This is a genomic window from Kitasatospora sp. NPDC057940, assembly GCF_042887425.1.
Lineage (GTDB): Bacteria > Actinomycetota > Actinomycetes > Streptomycetales > Streptomycetaceae > Kitasatospora.
This window is the reverse complement of sequence record NZ_JBHVPH010000047.1, coordinates 1-16,808: the sequence shown is the minus strand read 5'-3', so window position 1 is coordinate 16,808 and position 16,808 is coordinate 1. Positions and strand designations below refer to the sequence as shown.

The following is a 16,808-nucleotide window of genomic DNA, read 5'->3' as shown; positions in this document are numbered from 1 at the left end:
CGGTTTCAGCCTCCTTGATCGGTCCGGGCGCCCGCCGGGGGCTCGGACCACTCGACGCCGAGGATCTGCAGTTCACGCCCGGCCAGCAGTTCGACCCTGGCGCCGGCGCAGCGCGGGCAGCCCAGGTCGGGCGGCATGCCGACGCTCCACTCGACCCCGCAGGGTGTGCACTTCGCCCGTGCGGCGACGGCCTCGGTCTCCAGCACCGCACCTTCCAACAGCGTTCCGGCGCAGGCCAGTTCGAAGCAGAAGTCGAGTGCCGACGGGACGACTCCGGCCAGTTCGCCGACCTGCAGCCGGACTCTGGCCACGGCGCTCTCCCCGTGTGCGCGGGCGGCCCGGTCCACCTGGTCGACGACGGCCGTCGCGATCGACATCTCGTGCATCTGTCTCGTTTCCCGCGGTTGGAGGCGCCCGGCTCCCTGGGGGCGCGGGCCCGGTGTCCGGGCTCCGTGAGCAGCAGGCCCCGTGAGCAACAGGCCCCATTACAGGGTGCGGCGGCGGGAACGGCTCGAAGCCGCGCCGCCGCCGCATCCGTGACTACCTGTTCGCAGCACGCCGGTGGTGGCCCCCGTGCGTACTGCTCCGCTACCGCTTCCGCTCCTACATCCGCCGGATCCGCAGGTAGCGCCTCAGGTCGGGAAGGCTCTGCCAGATCAGCGCCGCGGCCACGGCCAGGACGGCCGCGCCGACCGCGACGGCGAGGTTCTTCAGCATGGTGCCGCCTCTCTGTGGGTGTGTGCGTCCGTGGTGAGGACGCGCAGGATCACGGCGACCGCCTCGTCGACGGCGGCGGCCACCGGGGTGCTCAGTCCGATTCCCTCCTCCAGCGAGGCGGGTTCGCAGCCGACCACCAGGACCCGCCCGGGCACGGTGCCGCCCGTTCCGGCGGCCAGGGTAGCGAGCAGGGCCAGCACGGCGTCCGGGCCCATCCGGTGGCCGTCCAGGACCATCGATTCCACCGGTCCGGCGTCCGCTTCGATCAGGTACACCGTCCCCGGCTCGCCGCCGCGCGCGGTGGCGTCGACGAGCACCAGCGTCCGGTAGCCGTCGAGGAGTTGGTAGGCCAGGTGCACGCCGCGGACGCCGACGTCGAGGAGCTCGACGCCGGTGGGCAGCTCCCGGGCGGCGAGGCGCCGGACGGTCTCGACCCCGAAGCCGTCGTCGCCGAGGAAGATGTTGCCGACCCCGGCGACCAGGACCCGCGCGGTCCGGTCGGCGCTCACGACCCCTCCACCGGGGTGACCTCGTCCGGCTGGAAGTACCGGAACCGGCCCTGCGCCCGCCACAGGTCGGCGCCCGGGTCGTCGTCCACGGTGACGGCCAGGTGCACCGAACCGTCGACGTCGTGCAGCACCGCCTCCACCAGCGCGGTGCGCCCGTGCAGGAACACGTCCTGGGCGTCGGTGCGGCGGCGCCCGGGCCGGAGCCGCACCCGGCTGCCGGCGGCGACCGGTCGGCCGTCGATCACCACCTCGTCCCGTTCGGGGTCGGTCTGCGGGTCGTTGCCCGGATCCCACCAGGGCCGGTCCGCCCCGGCTTCGGGATCGGTGAGTTCGCGCAGCCCCCGGACGGCGCCGTGCAGCCGCTCCAGGATCTCGGGGGGCATCGAGTCGGCGAGGTCGATCACCGCGCCGGCCCGGTCGTCGGTGCCCCGGGCCTCGCGCTTCTCCCGCTCGGTCAGGGCCGCGGTGCGCAGCGCGAGGATCTCGTCGATCTCGGTGGCGTCGTAGAGTGCGCCGGGGCTCTCGGGCGCGATGTGCGGGTGGTCCTCCAGGATGATCGGCGAGGAGAGCAGCACCTTGCCGCTGCCGGGCGGGCCTGCCAGCACGGGCCAGGTGTGCTCGTTGCGGCACGCGCGCACCGCCTCGCCCGCCCACTCGGGCGGGTCGGTCGCCGAGAGGAAGGAGCCGCGGTCGAGGCCGAGCAGCAGGTGGGCCGAGACGAGGGCGTGTGCCAGTGCGGCCTCGCGCCGGGTGCCGGGCGTCGGGTCCCAGTCGGAGGTGTTCTCCACCAGGACGGTCAGCCGCTGCGCCCGGTAGGGGCCGGGTACGTCCTGGGCGGTGATCCGCAGTCGGCCCTGGACCCGTTCGCGGCGGCGCAGGAGCCGCCCGGCCAGCGCACCGTCCTCGACGAGCGGCTCCTCGTCCTCGGCCGCGTCGAGTTCGAAGCCGCGGACGGCCTCGCCGGCCGCCAGTTCCTCGACCGGGATGAGGAGTTCGATCCGCTCCTCGACCCCTTCGTCCCAGGGGACGAGCACCCGGTCGGCGAGCTCCAGCTCATCGACGGTCCGGAATCCACCCTGTCGGCCGGCCTCCTGGACCGTCCGCCGCTGGAGGCGCAGGAACCGCAGCTCGACGGCCAGCCGGTCGCCCTGGCGCGCTTCCATCACGCACTCGGTGCGCTGGTGGGAGTGCTCGCCGCTGTCGGCGCCGTAGCGCGGCGGGGTCAGGACGCCGAACTGCCAGCGCAGCCGGTTCTTGGCCGCTGACGCCCGGTAGGGGTAGAGCACGTAGCCCTCGAACAGGACGGCGTCGGCGATCTGCCGGGCGTGGGCGAACCTGTTCTCGCTCTCGTGGGCGGGCGCGGTCACCGCTCCCCCTTCGCGGTCTGGGCCGCCTCGGCGGCCTGGGGTGGCTTCAAGGCATGGGTCGTCGCTGTGGTCCGCGGCGGCTTCGCAGCGTGGGCCGTGCCGAGCAGCTCGCGCACGGTGGCCTCCCAGGACGGCAGGGCGTGCCGGGAGCGGTAGGCGAGCAGTTCGGCCATCAGGTCGGCGGGCAGCCGGAGCCAGCCGCAGCCCGGGAAGTGCGCGTCGATCGCCTCCCGCCAGACCTTGACCGGCATCCGCACGGCGGCTTCCTGGTCCCAGGCCACCGGGGTGACCTGGAAGCCGCCGGGGCCGGCGAAGGCGGTGCCCGAGAAGAGCAGCAGCAGCGGCACGTCCCCGTCGTCCAGTGCGGCGAGGTAGCGGGCGGCGGAGACGTCCATGTCGTAGGTGCAGGGCACCACCAGGTCGGTCTCGGTCTCGCCGGTGAACGCGCCGACCAGCAGCGGGACCTGGGCGAACTGGACCGGGTGGAGGGTGCCGGCCCAGCGTGAGCGCTCGCCGAACAGGTCGGTCAGCCGCCCGCCCTCGGCGTCGCCGTAGCGGCGCCGGGCCGGTTCGATCCGCAGTTGGCAGCGCAGCGCCAGTGCGTGCACCCGCACGTCGGCGGGGGCGGTGATGCGCAGCCGGAAGACCAGGGCGGGCCCGGCGGCGTAGGGGTCGGCCCGCACTCCGGTGCAGGCGAAGGAGATCGAGGTCACCGGGCGCCGCCTTCGGGGAGGACGCGGGACCGGGCGGCCAGGCGGTCGAAGAAGGCGGTCTGTTCGGCGCGTGCCTCGGCCCCGCCGTCGAAGCCCTTCCAGCAGCGCCGCAGTCGGCCGACGAGTTCGTAGCAGACGTCGACCGGCACCAGGTAGCACTGGATGCCGTCGGTGTCGCGCCGCAGCAGCAGCGCCTCCACGTCCGGCCGCAGGGCGGCGTGGAGGCGGCTGGCGCCGAGCGCGGCCTGCCAGGCGGCCTCGTCGGGTTCGGCCTCGGTCGCGCCGCCCGGGCCGGGGTAGAGCAGGACGGACCGCTGCTGGCGTGTGGTGCGCAGCAGGAACGCGGTGGCGACCGGGATGCCGAGGGCGGCCCAGGCGTCCTCGCCGAGGGGGTGTGCCGGGTCGGTCAGGTAGCGGTCGGGGACGGCGCGGTAGCGGCCGTCGGCCGCGCCGGGCTGCTGGAACAGCAGGGCGCAGGCGGTGCAGGCGCAGGTGAGCGCCTGCTGGTCGGTGTCCGCCAGGTGGCGGTGCTCGGCGGGCAGGTGCCGGCCGCAGAACTCGCAGCGTTGCGGCTGCGGGGGTGCGGGCTCCCGCAGCCGGCGCAGCAGCGCGGTGCCGGGCCGGTCGAGCTGGCGGAAGGTCATCGCTGGTCCGCCGGGGGCCGAGCGCCGATCTGCAGCAGTTCCGCGGGGCGTTCGAGTTCGACCGCGGTGACCTCGGGGGCGTGGCAGGCCAGGGCGTCCTCGATGTCCTGTTCGCCGCACCCGCAGCCGCTGCGGGTGCGGCGCAGCCGGGCGGTGCCGGTGGCGGGGTCGAAGGCGGCGAGGTCGACCGGTTCGGGCAGGGTGGCGAGTGCGCGGGTGATGCGGGCGGTGACGTCCTCGGGGTGCAGGTCGTGCAGGACGAGCAGCCCGGCCAGTGACGGTTCGTCCAGCAGCCGGGCCAGCGCGGTGGGCGGCAGGGCCTGGACGAGGCGGGCCAGGGCGTCGCCGTAGAGGGCCATCAGTTCGCGGACGAGGTGCTCGCCGGCCTCCTGCGCGTCGGCGCCGGTCAGTTGGTCCAGGGCCTCCTGGATGCGGGCCCCCGCCTGTTCCGGGGTCATGCGGTGAGTCCGCTCAGCCCGGTGGGCACGTGCATGGTCTGCACCGTCCGGCCGTCGCCCAGGTACATGTGGACGCCGCAGGGCAGGCAGGGGTCGAAGCTGCGCACGGCGCGCATGATGTCGATGCCCTTGAAGGTCTCCGGGGGGTTCTCCTCGAAGATCGGGGTGTTCTGGACGGCGTCCTCGTAGGGGCCGGGGGTGCCGAAGCTGTCGCGGACGCTGGCGTTCCACGGGGTCGGCGGGTAGGGGTGGTAGTTGGCGATCTTGCCGTCCCGGATCACCATGTGGTGGGACAGCACGCCGCGTACGGCCTCGGTGAAGCCGCAGCCGATCGACTCGTCCGGCACCTCGAAGCGCTCCCAGGTCTGGCTGCGCCCGGCCCGGACCTCGTCGAGCGCCTTCTCGGCGAAGTGCAGGGCGGCGGCGGCCGCGTAGGCCTGGAAGTAGGTGCGGGCGCGGTTGCGTTCGATGGCGTTGCTCCACTGCGGGATCTTCCACTCGAAGGTGGTCTCCGGCTTGGTCATGGAGCGCGGCAGGTTGATCTGCACGCTGTGTCCGGTGGCCTTGATGTAGCCGATGTCGACCAGTCCGGAGAGCGCGGTGGACCACAGGCGGGCGATCGGGCCGCCGCCGGTGTCGAGGGCGAGGTAGTCCTTGCCGTCGAACCAGCGGGGGGACATCACCCAGCTGTACTTGTCGTCGAAGTCGCGTTTCTGCGGGGCCGGGATGGTGTGCTGGTTCCAGGGGTGGCGGGGGTCGACGGGGTTGCCCAGCGGGTCGTGGGTGACGAAGAGCTCCTTGCCCTGCCAGTCCTGGTAGTAGGAGCTGCCGAGCAGGATGCGGATGCCGAGGTTGATCTCGGTGAGGTCGTTGGTGACGAGTTTGCCGTCCACCACGATGCCCGGGGTGACGAACATCCGCCGGCCCCAGTCCGTCATGTTGCGGTAGGTGAAGTCGCAGTGGTCCGGGTCGTTGAGGCTGCCCCAGCAGCCGAGCATGACGCGGCGCCGGCCGACCTCCTCGTAGCCGGGCAGGGCCTCGTAGAAGAAGTCGAAGAGGTCGTCGTGCAGCGGCACGACCTTCTTCATGAACTCCACGTAGCGCATCAGCCGGGTCAGGTAGTCGGTGAACAGCTGGACGGTGGCCACCGTGCCGACGCCGCCGGGGTAGAGGGTGGAGGGGTGCACGTGGCGGCCCTCCATCAGGCAGAACATCTCCCGGGTGTAGCGGCTGACCTGGAGCGCCTCGCGGTAGAACTCGCCCTCGATGGGGTTCAGTGAGCGCATGATGTCGGCGATGGTGCGGTACCCGTGGTCGCCGGCGTGGGGTGCCTCGGTGCGTTCGGCCAGTTCCAGGACGCCGGGGTTGGTCTCGCGGACCATCTTCTCGCAGTAGTCGACCCCGACCAGGTTCTCCTGGAAGATGTTGTGGTCGAACATGTACTCGGCGGCCTCGCCGAGGTTGATGATCCACTCGCCGAGGTGCGGGGGCTTGACCCCGTAGGCCATGTTCTGCGCGTAGACCGAACAGGTGGCGTGGTTGTCGCCGCAGATGCCGCAGATCCGGCTGGTGATGAAGTGCGCGTCGCGCGGGTCCTTGCCGCGCATGAAGACGCTGTAGCCGCGGAAGACCGAGGAGGTGCTGTAGCACTCCGCGACCTTCTTCTGCTTGAAGTCGATCTTCGTGTGGATGCCCAGGCTGCCCACGATCCGGGTGATCGGGTCCCAGGACATCTCCACCAGACCGCTGCCGTCGCCGGCCGTCCTGGTCGTCGGTGCCATCGTCTGTCATGCCCTTCTGTCAGCGGGAGGAGGCTCTGCAACGGCCCGCCCGCCCCGGGCGGGGCGGGCGGGCCGAAGGGAGAGGGGTCACCACGGCGGGCGGTAACCGGTGGTCAGGCGGCGCCCGGTGTGGCGCCACTTGGGCTCCTGGTCGACCGTCCGGCCCGTGATCGTGCGCAGGCGGCGGATCAGCGCCCCGTACGCCGAGCTGGCGCCCGTGGAGACCCGGGAGCCGGGCGGCGGGTCCATGAACGGCATGAACTTGTCGGGGAAGCCCGGCATGGTGCAGGCGATGCAGATGCCGCCGACGTTGGGGCAGCCGCCGATGCCGTTGATCCAGCCGCGTTTGGCGACGTTGCACTTGACGACCGGGCCCCAGCAGCCGAGGCGCACCAGGCACTCGGGCGTGCCGTAGTCGGTGGCGAACTGGCCCTGTTCGTAGTAGCCGCCGCGGTCGCAGCCCTCGTGCACGGTCGCGCCGAACAGCCAGGCCGGACGCAGCTTGTCGTCCAATGGGATCATCGGCGCGGAACCGGCCAGCTGGTACAGCAGGTAGGTCAGCGTCTCGGCGAAGTTGTCGGGCTGGATCGGGCAGCCCGGCACGCAGACGATCGGCAGGCCCGCCTTGGACTTCCAGTCCCAGCCCAGGTAGTCGGGCACGCCCATGGCACCGGTCGGGTTGCCGGCCATCGCGTGGATGCCGCCGTAGGTGGCGCAGGTCCCGATGGCGACCACCGCGGTGGCCTTGGGGGTGAGGCGGTCCAGCCATTCACTGGTGGTGATCGGCTGGCCGGTGTCCGGGTTGTCGCCGAAACCGCACCAGTAGCCCTCCTCCTTGATCGTCTCGTTCGGGATGGAACCCTCGACGACCAGGACGAAGGGGTCGAGCTCGCCGCGGTCCGCCTTGAAGAACCACTCCACGAAGTTGTCCGCGCCCTGGACCGGACCGCACTCGAAGTCGATCAGCGGCCAGTGGACGGCGACCTTCGGCAGGCCGGGGAGTGCGCCGGTGACGATCTCCTCGATGCTGGGCTGCATCGCCGCGGTCAGGGAGACCGAGTCCCCGTCGCAGCTCAGACCGGCATTGATCCAGAGAATGTGCACCACGGCGGCGTCGGCTGAAGTTGTTGCAACCGCACCCATGAGGATGCCTCCTCAAAAAAACGGGAGCCGAACAGATAGGCTCAAAAAATTCATAGCAGCAGTTCAGTCCGGCCGCCGGTCCAGAGAACCGGGCAGGTCGCTCGAAGGGACGCAAGCCGGCGCACCCGTCCGGGTGGCCGTCAGCCGGACTCGGCTGGTCCCGAAGGGAGCCCGCACTGAACACCCCGCTCGCGGAGGGCCTGGCCCTGGTACTGCTGCTGGCCGTGCTGGCCTGCGCCGTCGTCCGGCCGTGGGGGTGGCCCGAGGCCGCCGTCGCGGTGCCCGCCGCCGCCCTGCTGATCGCCACCGGCGCGATATCGCCCGCGCACGCACTGGAGGAGGCCGAACGGCTGGGGCCGGTGGTCGGGTTCCTGGCGGCGGTGCTGGTACTGGCACAGCTGTGCGACGAGGAGGGGCTGTTCCACGCCTGCGGGGCGTGGATGGCCCGGACCGCCGCACGGCCCGGACGGCTGCTGGTGCAGGTGTTCGCCCTGTCCTCGGTGATCACCGCGGTGCTGAGCCTGGACGCGACGGTGGTGCTGCTGACCCCGGTGGTCTTCGCGACCGCCACCCGGCTCGGCGCCCGGCCGAAGCCGCACGTCTACGCCTGCGCACACCTGTCGAACACCGCGTCGCTGCTGCTTCCGGTGTCCAACCTGACCAACCTGCTGGCGTTCGCGGCCAGCGGCCTGAGCTTCACCCGGTTCGCCGCGCTGATGGCCCTGCCGTGGCTGGTGGCGATCGGCGCCGAGTACGTGGTCTTCCGCCGGTTCTTCGCCGCCGACCTGGACAGCGGGGCCCCGCCGCCACCGGAAAAGGCGGCCCCCGAGCTGCCGCTGTTCGCGCTCGTCGTGGTGGCCTGCACGCTCGGCGGGTTCGTCCTGACCTCCGCACTGGGCGTCAATCCGGCGTGGGCGGCCGCGGCGGGCGCCCTCGTGCTGGCCGGCCGGGCGCTCGCCCGGCGCCGCATCACGCCGACGGCGGTCGTCCGGGCCGCGAACGTTCCGTTCCTCGCCTTCGTCGTCGCCCTCGCGATCGTCGTCCGCGCCGTCGTCGACAACGGCCTCGCCGCCGCGCTCGGCCACGTGGTCCCCACCGGCACCGGCCTGCCGTCCCTGCTCGCGATCGCCGTGCTGGCCGCCGTCCTCGCGAACGTGATCAACAACCTGCCCGCCGTCCTGGTCCTCCTGCCGCTGACGGCGGCCTCCGGCCCGGGTGCGGTGCTGGCGATGCTGCTCGGCGTGAACATCGGCCCCAACCTCACCTACGCCGGCTCCCTGGCCACCCTGCTGTGGCGCAAGATCGTCCAGCAGCACGGGAGCACCGTCCGGCTGGGCGAGTTCACCCGCCTCGGCCTGCTCACCGTCCCGTCGGCGCTGGTGCTGTCCGTCCTGGCGCTGTGGGTGTCGCTGCGGGCCCTGGGAGGCTGACGGGCGGGGCGCCCGTGGGTCGGGCGCCCCGGGGCGCGGGGTGTCAGGAGATCATGAAGTCCCGGACCGGCAGGGGGCGGTTGACCACGCGGACGTCGCCGATCCAGCCGTGGAACACCTGGTTGAGCGCGCCGCCGTACGCGTAGCCGCCGAGCAGCCAGGGGTGGCCGAGGGTGCTGAGGCCCTCGGACGGCGTCGAGGGGTTGCGGACGACCTCGCAGCCGTTCACGTACATCCGGGTGAGCCGCTTGTTGTTGACGACCGCGACGTGCCACCAGGCGCCGAGCGGCAGTTCGTGGCCCCAGTTGGTGACGGGGCCGCTCAGGTTGGTCGGGTAGACGCACCACTGCAGTTCCCGCCCGCCGGACAGGCTGAGCGTGGCGACCGGCTCCTGCGGGTCGGTGTCGGGGCCGTTCTTCCCCGCCTCCCCGCTCGTGCCCCAGCGGCTGAGCAGCGCCGTCCAGGCGTTGCGGCCGGCGTCCCAGTCGGTCGGCAGCTTGAAGAACGCCTCGAAGGTGTAGCCCTGCTGGAAGGTGTCGGCGTTCATCGGGGCCTTGGCGACGGTCTGCAGGTAGGCGCCCTGGACCGGCTTGCCCCGGCCCGCGAAGTGGAGGCTGCCGCGGCCGGGCTGGTCGGGGTGCGACTCGGTGGACCAGGTGAGCGTCCCGGCCGGGCTGCCCGGGGCGGTCTGCTGGACGAGGTCGTTGCCGTGACCGCTCAGGTCCTTGACGACCTGGGAGTCGGCGACGGCGCTGCCGTCCGGCCGTCCGCCGTCGAAGCGCCAGTAGGCGACCGTGCCCGGGATCGTCAGCTGACGCGCGGGGCGGGCCGGGCGGGCCGGGACCGGGGCGAAGCCGGCGAACCGCCGCGCGAAGTCCACCTGCACCGAGAAGCTGTCCACCGGGCCGGTCAGCTCGATCTCCTCGCTGGCGAGGCGGTTGACCTTCTCGGCGGCCAGCTGCTGGATCCAGGGCGAGTACGTCCGCACGTCGATGGTGTTGCGGTCCAGGTCGAAGCGGTAGGCGCGGATCATCGCCGCGCCGCCGTAGTACCGGTTCTGGTAGTTGGTGATGTGGACGTGGACGTCGTGGCCGGCCTTGTTGGTCAGCGTGGTGCTGCCGGGCGGCCAGTAGTGGCCGTTCAGGGTGAGGAAGATCTGGTCGTTGCCGCTGATCAGCCTGTCCCAGAGCGCGTGCCCGTGGTCGGACAGCTGGGCGGCGCCGCCGTCGTCGGCGTAGGCGAGGTCGTGGGTGGTGAGGATGACCGGCACGGTCGGGTGCTGGGCGATCACCGAGTTCGCCCAGGCGAAGCCGCGGTCGGAGAGCCGCCAGTCCAGCGAGAGCACCATCCAGTCCCGGCCCGCTCCCCGGAACAGGTGGTAGGTGTTGTAGCCGTCCGGGCTCGCGCCCTTGAAGGTCGCCGAGCGGGCGAACCGGGCCGGGTTGAAGGTGTCCAGGTAGGCCGTCCGGCCCCGCTGGTCGTCGCTGCCCGAGCCGACGTCGTGGTTGCCGGCCAGGACGCTGTAGGCCGCGCCGTGGCGGTCGAGGAGGGTGAACGCCTTGCCCGCGGCGGCGAACTCCTCGGCCTTGCCGTTCTGGGTGACGTCGCCCAGGTGCGCGAGGAAGACGAAGTTCTCGTCGCTGCCGTCCAGCACGTGGCGCAGCGAGGCCTCCAGCGGGGCGGGGTGGATCCGGTCGTCGTCGAAGAGGTACTGGGTGTCGGGCATCACCGCCAGGGAGAAGCGGGGGCCGTCCGGGTCGGGATCCCAGGCGCCCCGGCCGTCGTCCGCGGCGGCGGGCGCGCCGAAGGCGTCGGCCGTCGCGTCGGCGGGCGCGTCCGCCGCTGCCGCCGTCGCCGTGGAACCCGCCCCGAGGACCGCCAGCCCGGCGCCGACCAGCCCCGTCGCACGCAGGAAGGCGCGGCGTCCGGCCGCCGCCGGCGCGTCGGAGTCGAACCCGACAGTCCGCGGGCAGCTCGATCCGTGGTCATCGTGGGGAAGGTCGTTCTGGTGGTGGTTCATCGGGGCAGCTCCTCGGGCCGTGCGCGGTGATCGCGACGTTAGGGGCACGACGCGGACCGCCGACCGGACGGCCGGCCTCCGCACGGTGAACGCCCGGGGAACGTCCCCCGCAGACCGCCGCTCCCCCAACCGGCTTCCGCGGCCTGGTCAGTGGCCGCCCTTCGGTTCGGTGCAGCCGCCGTCCAGGTACATGCCGTGCGGGTGGATGTCGGGCCTGGCGGTCAGCAGGCCGCTCACGCAGAGAACGGCTTCGGGGATTTCGAGGTCGAAGCCGGGAGTGCCGGCGGAGGTGTGGACGTCGACCAGCTCGGCCGGGTAGCCGAGGCGTTGGAGGGCCGCGCGGAGGCCGGCTTCGCCGACGGCGGCCGACGTGCCGGCGGGCCGCAGGGCGTCCGCGATCCGTGCCGCGTGGGCCTCGCCACGGCACTGGGCGTCGGCCAGGAGCCTGACGGTCTGTTTGTAGGCGTGGTTCTCCGCGTACTTGTCGGCCCAGGTACCGCCGTCGCCCGTGGGGGCGGCGGCCGGGGCGGACGGCGGTGTGGCGGCGACGCCCGCGCATTTCGCCGCGACCTGGGGGAAGAGCCGGTCGTGGCGGGCCAGGGCCTCGGCTCCGGCCTGGCCGGGCTCTCGGGTCGGGGTGGTCGCGGTGGTGGCGGTGGTGGAGGCGCCGCCCGGTGCGCTCACCGATCCGCAACCGGCCAGTGCCACGGCCGTCACGGCCACGGCCAGGCCCGCAGCCATCGAGGCCATCGCGCGCTTCATCGTCCTTCTCCCCCTTGGCCATTGACCCTTGATCGCATCATTGTCGCGCACGGGGGCGGCGGCGGGCGGGTCAGTCCGCGAACGGGCCGGAGTCTCCGAAGGCGAGGCGGGTGAAGTGCTCGGCGATGCGGTGGTGGCCGGCCTGGTCCGGGTGCAGGTCGTCGGGGAGCGGGTGGTCGTCGTGGTCGGTCCGGCCGTAGAGCGAACGGCCGTCCAGGTAGTGCAGGTTGAGGTCGCCGTCGGCGGCGCGGGCGGCGACGATGCGGGCGAGTTCGGTCCGGATGACGGTGAGGGTGAGGCGGCCCGCCGCGGTCTCGGCCGGGTCCCCGGTGGCCCGGAACCGCAGTGCCCCGGTGCTGAAGTCGGCGGCGAGGGGCCCCGGGGTGTCCTCCTGGATCGGGCAGAGGATCGAGGAGACGACGAGCAGCGGCGTGGCCGGGTGTCCTTCGCGGACGGTGTCGAGGAAGCCGTGCACCGCCGGGACGAAGGCGCGCAGGCGCATCACGTCGGCGTTGACGAGGTTGATGCCGATCTTCAGGCTGATCAGGTCGGCGGGGGTGTCGCGGATGGCGCGGGCGGTGAACGGGTCGAGCAGCGCGCTGCCGCCGAAGCCGAGGTTGACCAGGTCGACGCCGCCCGCGGCCGCCGCCAGGGCGGGCCAGGTGCCGGTCGGGTGGGTGGCGTTGGAGCCGTGGCTGATCGAGCTGCCGTGGTGCACCCAGCGACGGCGGGTGCCGTCCGGGACCGGGGTGACGGGGGCGTCGGTGTCGAGGGCGAGGAGTTCGGTGGTCTCGGTGTGCGGGAGCCAGATCTCGACGGTCTTGTCCCGTGCGGGCAGACCGGTGAACCGGGCGGTGCCGGGCGGGCCCTCGGTCAGCTCGACGCGGCCGGCGACCAGGTCGATGGTGCGCAGGTTGCCGCCGGACACCGTGGTCTGCGCCGTCAGCTGCCCGTCGACGAGGAGGTCGTACACCCCGTCGGGCGGGGTGGGCACGCCCACGTAGGCCCGCTTGGTCGGGACGGTGTGCAGGTCGATCGCGGTGGCGCGGGTGCGGAAGGCCAGCCGGACGCCGGTGGGCTGGGACTCGGCGATCGCGAGCTGTTCGTCGGGGATCTGCCGGCGGGCCCGGGCGGGCAGGCGGTGCGGCAGCAGGCCGCGTCCGGTGTGCTCGACATCGAGGTGGCCGTGCAGCAGGGCCTCGGTGACGGGGGTGGTGAGAGAGGTGTTCATCGCTGTTCCATCGGGTTCTGTGGTGAGTCCTGCCCGCGCCGTGTGCTTTCGGTCATCCGGCTATAGCCAGTATGGGATTGCCTAATATGTTTAGGCAAATGGGATTACGGCCTTGGATTCCTGGTCGCGGACTCCCCGGTCTCGGACTCCCCGGTCGCGACTGTCGGCGGCGGCCGGGGCTCAGCCCGCCAGGATGACCGTCTCCGCCGGGCCGGAGAAGCCGGCCTGCTGGGCCGGGGCGCCCGTCGCGGCGAGGCGGCGGTGCTCCTGCGGGCTGACGCCGCGGACGCGCTTGAAGGCCGCCGAGAGGGCGAAGGCGTTGCTGTAGCCGACCTTGCGGGCCGCGAAGGCGACGGTGCACTCGGGTTCGCGCAGCAGGTCGGCGGCGACGGCCAGCCGCCAGCCCGCCAGGTAGGCCATCGGCGGCTCGCCGACCAGGCCGGTGAAGCGGCGGGCCAGGCCCGCCCGCGACACCCCGACCCGCTGGGCAAGGTCGGCGACCGTCCAGGCGGTGGCCGGGTCGTCGTGCATCAGCCGCAGCACCGGCCCGACGACGGCGTCGTGCTGGGCGCGGTACCAGGCCGGGGCGCCGGAGTCGGGGGCGGCGAGCCAGGAGCGCAGCACGGAGACGACCAGCAGGTCCAGGATGCGGTCCAGGACCAGCTCCTGACCGGGCTCGTTGCGCCCTATCTCGGCGGCCAGCAGGTGCACCAGGGTGTCGTCGGCGCCGGTGCCGGCCGGGCGCACCAGCAGGGCGGGCAGGCAGGCGAGCAGGCGCTGGCCGATCTCGTGCTCGGCCTGGTAGGTGCCGGACAGGACCACCGAGGACGCCTGGTCACCCTCCCGGCCCTGCCCCCACGTCCGGACGCCGAGCGACATCACCTCGGAGACGTCCACCCCGCCGCGCGTGCAGACCTGCCCGGGGCCGACGATCACGTCCACGGGGGTGTCCGGGTCGTCCGCCACCGTGTACGGCTCCGGGCCGCGGACGATCGCCACGTCGCCGGGGTGCAGCAGCAGCGGCGTGCCGCGCTCGGGCAGGATCCAGGCCTCGCCGCGGACCATCGTCACCACCGACAGCGGGGCCCGGTCCTCGATCCGCAGCGACCACGGCGGGGTGAGGATCGAGCGCAGCAGGAACGCACCACGGGCCTTGGGGCCGTCGAGGAGTCCCGTCAGAGTGTCCATGGCCCCAAGTGTAGACGGCAAGACATCATTTGACGGTTCGTCATTTGAGAGGGTCTTGAGTGATCGAGGTGGCCCGAGCGGCCCGGATGCCGGATGATCGGCGCACGGGGGACGAACCGATACGCAGATAGCAGATACGCAGAGACAGTGAGGGGCTACGAAGATGGAACTGGCACGCACACTCGCACTGGTGGCGGCCACCGTCACCTGTGGACTGACCGCCGGGTTGTTCTACGCCTTCGCGTGCTCGGTCATGCCCGCGCTCGCGCGGGTCGAGGACCGCACCTTCATCGAGGTCATGCAGCGCATCAACGTGGCCATCCTGAACGGCTGGTTCGTCCTCGGCTTCGTCGGCGCGCTCCTCACCACCGGCGCCGCCGTCGCCCTCCACCTGCCCTCCGACGGCCACCACGCGCTACCCGCCACCGTGGCCGCCCTGGTGCTCTACATCGCCGCGATCGGCGTCACCCGCTCCGTCAACATCCCGCTCAACGACGAACTCGCCGCCGGCGGCGAGCCCCGGCGCATCACCGACCCGGCCGCCGTCCGGGGGCGCTTCGAAGCCCGCTGGGTCCGCTTCAACGTGCTGCGCGCCCTGCTCTGCACCGCCGCCGTCGCCTGCCTCGCCTGGGCGCTGATCCTGCACGGCCAGGCCTGACCCCGCGCCCGGTCGGCCCCCGGATACGCCTTCGAACTCCCGCGCGTGGCGTGGGAGTTCGAAGGCGTATCCGGGCCTGGTCCCGCCCTAGCCGCAGAGGGTCCCGAAGGTGTACCCGCGCGCCTTGAGGGTGGAGAGGATCGTCGGGAGCGCGGCGGCGGTCTGGCTGCGGTCTCCGCCGCCGTCGTGCAGCAGGATCACCGAGCCCGGGCGGACGTTCTTCAGCACCCGGGACTGGATGGCCGCCGTTCCCGGCCGGGACCAGTCGGTCGGGTCCACCGACCAGAGCACGACCTGCTTGCCGAGCGCCGCCGCGCGCGAGCGCACCGTGCCGTTGACCGCGCCGTAGGGCGGGCGCAGGCAGCTCGGGGTGCGGCCGGTCCGGGCCCGGATCGCCTTGTCCGTGTTCGCCACCTGGGCGTCGACGGCGGAGGCCGAGAGCCGGCGCAGGTCCGGGTGCGACCAGGAGTGGTTCTGCACGCTGTGGCCGGCCCGGGCGACCTGCCCGGTGAGCGCCGGATGGGCGGCGACGTTCTGCCCGATCTCGAAGAACGTCGCGCGCACGCCGTAGCGGGCGAGGATGCCGAGGATCCTCGGCGTGTACGTGGGGCTGGGGCCGTCGTCGAAGGTGAGGTAGACGACCTTCCCGCCCTTGTCGGCCTTGGCGCCCGCCGCCTCGGCGGGTGCGGCCGGCACCGCGACCGCCGCTCCCGCCACCAGGGCGACGGCGAGTGCACCGATCGCGGTCCGAATCCGCCCAACCGCCCTGCGCCTGCCGGAATGTACGGCCATGCCTGCCCCCTGCCCCTGGTGCCGGAACCGCCCTGTACCGACCAGTCTGCGCCGAGGTGCGCCGCGGCCGCGACCGGCCGGGGGTGAATTCGGCCAGCTGATCGGCGGGTTGACCAGCGGCGGGAACAGGCCTGGCACGGGCTCCGGGCACGGCGACCGCCCCCGGTGGGATCCACCAGGGGCGGCAACCCCTTTGCGGGGCCGGACCGTTCAGCGCGATGCGCGGCCGTGCAGGACCAGCGCCCGGGTCAGGGCCGCCAAGCCGCCCGTGCAGAGCAGTGTGCGGAGCATGTTGGTGGCCACCCAGGTGCCCTCGAACTTGGCGCGCACGCCCGCGAAGTCGGTGATCTGGGACGGGTCACCGGCCTGCGCCAGCTGGTTGTTGAGCGGGATGTTGACGCCCATGGTGACCATCAGGGCCACCACGTAGAGCACCGTCGCCCCGGCGGCCCACAGCGCCGCCTGCCGGCGCCCGGCCTTGTGCTGGAGCCAGGCCGCCACGCCCGTCGCCACGAAGGCGCCGACGAAGACCAGGCCGAACATCCCGTTCTCGATCGACTTGTTGATGTGCTGCATCGCCGTCACGTACGTCCGGTCGTCGCCCGCCGCGAGGCCCGGCATCACGGACACGTCGAAGGCGAAGAACAGGCCCGCCATCAGGCCCATCGCGATGGTGGCGCCCGCCAGGACGGGCCCGGCGGCCTTGCTCCGTGCGGCGGGGGCCGCCGAGGCGCCCGGCGCGAGGCCGCCGAAGGAGGATGGAGCGGAGTAGGAAGCTGGAGTCGCGGTCTGGTTCGAGCGCATCGGTAATCCTTCGATTTCTCCCCGGCCCCCGCCCAGCGCGGGGGCCACCACGGTGCCCGGGCACCGGCTTCCGTACCGCTCCCGGGTTCGACCCGGATGGACGGTCAGGAAGTCGGCGAGGCCCGGCACCGACGATCAACGAAACTGACTGGTCTGCGAGTTGTGCGGCGCGGTGGGCGGCTCACACGTCCCAGACCCCGGACGCGGCGGCCTCGCGGGCGAAGTCGGCGAAGTCCCGCGGCTCACGCCCCAACGCCCGCCGCACCCCGTCCCCCAACGAAGCGTTACGACCGTCCAGGATCACCGAGAACAGCTCCGCGAAGTCCCCCGGCAGACCCGCCTCCTCCAACACCCCCCGGTACACCGCCTCCGACACCGCCTCGAACCGCACCTCACGACCCGTCGCCCGCGACAACTCCACCGCCACATCCGCGAACGACAGCAACCGCGGCCCCGTCAACTCGTACACCTCCCCCGCATGCCCCGCCTCCGTCAACGCCGCCACCGCCACATCCGCGATGTCCTCCGCATCCACGAACGGCTCCACCGCACCCCCCACCGGCAACGCCAACTCCCCCGCCAGCACCGGAT

The 16,808-nt window shown here is 72.8% G+C and carries 17 protein-coding genes and 1 pseudogene; 2 read left to right on the top strand and 16 right to left on the bottom strand.

Annotation, left to right across the window (positions count from 1 at the left end):
* Positions 1-5 precede the first annotated feature (5 nt).
* The 9 genes from hypA to ACFVTF_RS36870 form a co-directional block, all read right to left on the bottom strand.
* Entirely contained in the window at positions 6-386 is a 381-nt protein-coding gene (hypA, locus tag ACFVTF_RS36910; protein WP_387818480.1) for a hydrogenase maturation nickel metallochaperone HypA, read from the bottom strand.
* 217 nt (positions 387-603) lie between these two features.
* The gene (locus ACFVTF_RS36905; protein ID WP_387818478.1) at positions 604-717 is read right to left on the bottom strand and encodes a DUF6893 family small protein; all 114 of its coding nucleotides are present in this window, start codon (positions 715-717) and stop codon (positions 604-606) included.
* Positions 711-1,226, bottom strand: coding sequence for a hydrogenase maturation protease (locus ACFVTF_RS36900; RefSeq protein WP_387818476.1), 516 nt, complete (start codon positions 1,224-1,226; stop codon positions 711-713). Before ACFVTF_RS36900 ends, ACFVTF_RS36905 begins: the two co-directional genes overlap by 7 nt.
* Entirely contained in the window at positions 1,223-2,593 is a 1,371-nt protein-coding gene (locus ACFVTF_RS36895) for a hypothetical protein (protein WP_387818474.1), read from the bottom strand. The genes ACFVTF_RS36900 and ACFVTF_RS36895 overlap by 4 nt, the downstream gene beginning before the upstream one ends.
* Positions 2,590-3,306 (bottom strand): DUF6084 family protein, encoded by a 717-nt coding sequence (locus tag ACFVTF_RS36890; protein WP_387818472.1) that lies wholly within the window; start codon positions 3,304-3,306, stop codon positions 2,590-2,592. Before ACFVTF_RS36890 ends, ACFVTF_RS36895 begins: the two co-directional genes overlap by 4 nt.
* Positions 3,303-3,950 (bottom strand): DUF5947 family protein, encoded by a 648-nt coding sequence (locus tag ACFVTF_RS36885; RefSeq protein WP_387818470.1) that lies wholly within the window; start codon positions 3,948-3,950, stop codon positions 3,303-3,305. The genes ACFVTF_RS36890 and ACFVTF_RS36885 overlap by 4 nt, the downstream gene beginning before the upstream one ends.
* Positions 3,947-4,408, bottom strand: a complete 462-nt coding sequence (locus ACFVTF_RS36880; RefSeq protein ID WP_387818468.1) for a thioredoxin — start codon at positions 4,406-4,408, stop codon at positions 3,947-3,949. Before ACFVTF_RS36880 ends, ACFVTF_RS36885 begins: the two co-directional genes overlap by 4 nt.
* Entirely contained in the window at positions 4,405-6,189 is a 1,785-nt protein-coding gene (locus ACFVTF_RS36875; RefSeq protein ID WP_371522451.1) for a nickel-dependent hydrogenase large subunit, read from the bottom strand. Before ACFVTF_RS36875 ends, ACFVTF_RS36880 begins: the two co-directional genes overlap by 4 nt.
* 87 nt (positions 6,190-6,276) lie before the next feature.
* Positions 6,277-7,332 carry a hydrogenase expression protein HypE gene (locus ACFVTF_RS36870; protein ID WP_371522449.1) on the bottom strand — a complete coding sequence of 352 codons (1,056 nt, stop codon included), beginning with the start codon at positions 7,330-7,332 and terminating at the stop codon, positions 6,277-6,279.
* Positions 7,333-7,508: 176 nt separating this feature from the next.
* Between ACFVTF_RS36870 and ACFVTF_RS36865 the strand changes: the two genes are divergently transcribed.
* Positions 7,509-8,762, top strand: a complete 1,254-nt coding sequence (locus ACFVTF_RS36865; protein WP_387818508.1) for an SLC13 family permease — start codon at positions 7,509-7,511, stop codon at positions 8,760-8,762.
* 43 nt (positions 8,763-8,805) lie between these two features.
* Here the strand turns inward: ACFVTF_RS36865 and ACFVTF_RS36860 are convergent, their stop codons facing one another.
* From ACFVTF_RS36860 to ACFVTF_RS36845, 4 genes are all read right to left on the bottom strand, one after another.
* Positions 8,806-10,782, bottom strand: coding sequence for a LamG-like jellyroll fold domain-containing protein (locus ACFVTF_RS36860; RefSeq protein ID WP_387818465.1), 1,977 nt, complete (start codon positions 10,780-10,782; stop codon positions 8,806-8,808).
* 147 nt (positions 10,783-10,929) lie between these two features.
* Positions 10,930-11,544 carry a hypothetical protein gene (locus tag ACFVTF_RS36855; RefSeq protein ID WP_387818463.1) on the bottom strand — a complete coding sequence of 205 codons (615 nt, stop codon included), beginning with the start codon at positions 11,542-11,544 and terminating at the stop codon, positions 10,930-10,932.
* A 70-nt stretch (positions 11,545-11,614) separates the two neighbouring features.
* Positions 11,615-12,775, bottom strand: coding sequence for an SGNH/GDSL hydrolase family protein (locus ACFVTF_RS36850; protein ID WP_387818461.1), 1,161 nt, complete (start codon positions 12,773-12,775; stop codon positions 11,615-11,617).
* A 180-nt stretch (positions 12,776-12,955) separates the two neighbouring features.
* Complete coding sequence (locus ACFVTF_RS36845) at positions 12,956-13,963, bottom strand: AraC family transcriptional regulator (protein WP_350886904.1); 1,008 nt, start codon at positions 13,961-13,963, stop codon at positions 12,956-12,958.
* 163 nt (positions 13,964-14,126) lie between these two features.
* Between ACFVTF_RS36845 and ACFVTF_RS36840 the strand changes: the two genes are divergently transcribed.
* Positions 14,127-14,621 (top strand): DUF1772 domain-containing protein, encoded by a 495-nt coding sequence (locus tag ACFVTF_RS36840; RefSeq protein WP_063350758.1) that lies wholly within the window; start codon positions 14,127-14,129, stop codon positions 14,619-14,621.
* An 87-nt stretch (positions 14,622-14,708) separates the two neighbouring features.
* On the opposite strand, the gene ACFVTF_RS36835 is transcribed toward ACFVTF_RS36840, so the two are convergent.
* The 3 genes and pseudogenes from ACFVTF_RS36835 to ACFVTF_RS36825 form a co-directional block, all read right to left on the bottom strand.
* On the bottom strand, positions 14,709-15,413 hold the full coding sequence (locus ACFVTF_RS36835) for a polysaccharide deacetylase family protein (protein WP_387818459.1): 705 nt from the start codon (positions 15,411-15,413) through the stop codon (positions 14,709-14,711).
* Between the two features lie 210 nt (positions 15,414-15,623).
* Positions 15,624-16,217 carry a DUF1772 domain-containing protein gene (locus tag ACFVTF_RS36830; protein ID WP_063350756.1) on the bottom strand — a complete coding sequence of 198 codons (594 nt, stop codon included), beginning with the start codon at positions 16,215-16,217 and terminating at the stop codon, positions 15,624-15,626.
* Between the two features lie 181 nt (positions 16,218-16,398).
* Positions 16,399-16,808, bottom strand: a pseudogene (locus ACFVTF_RS36825) (NmrA family transcriptional regulator); the annotation flags it as partial.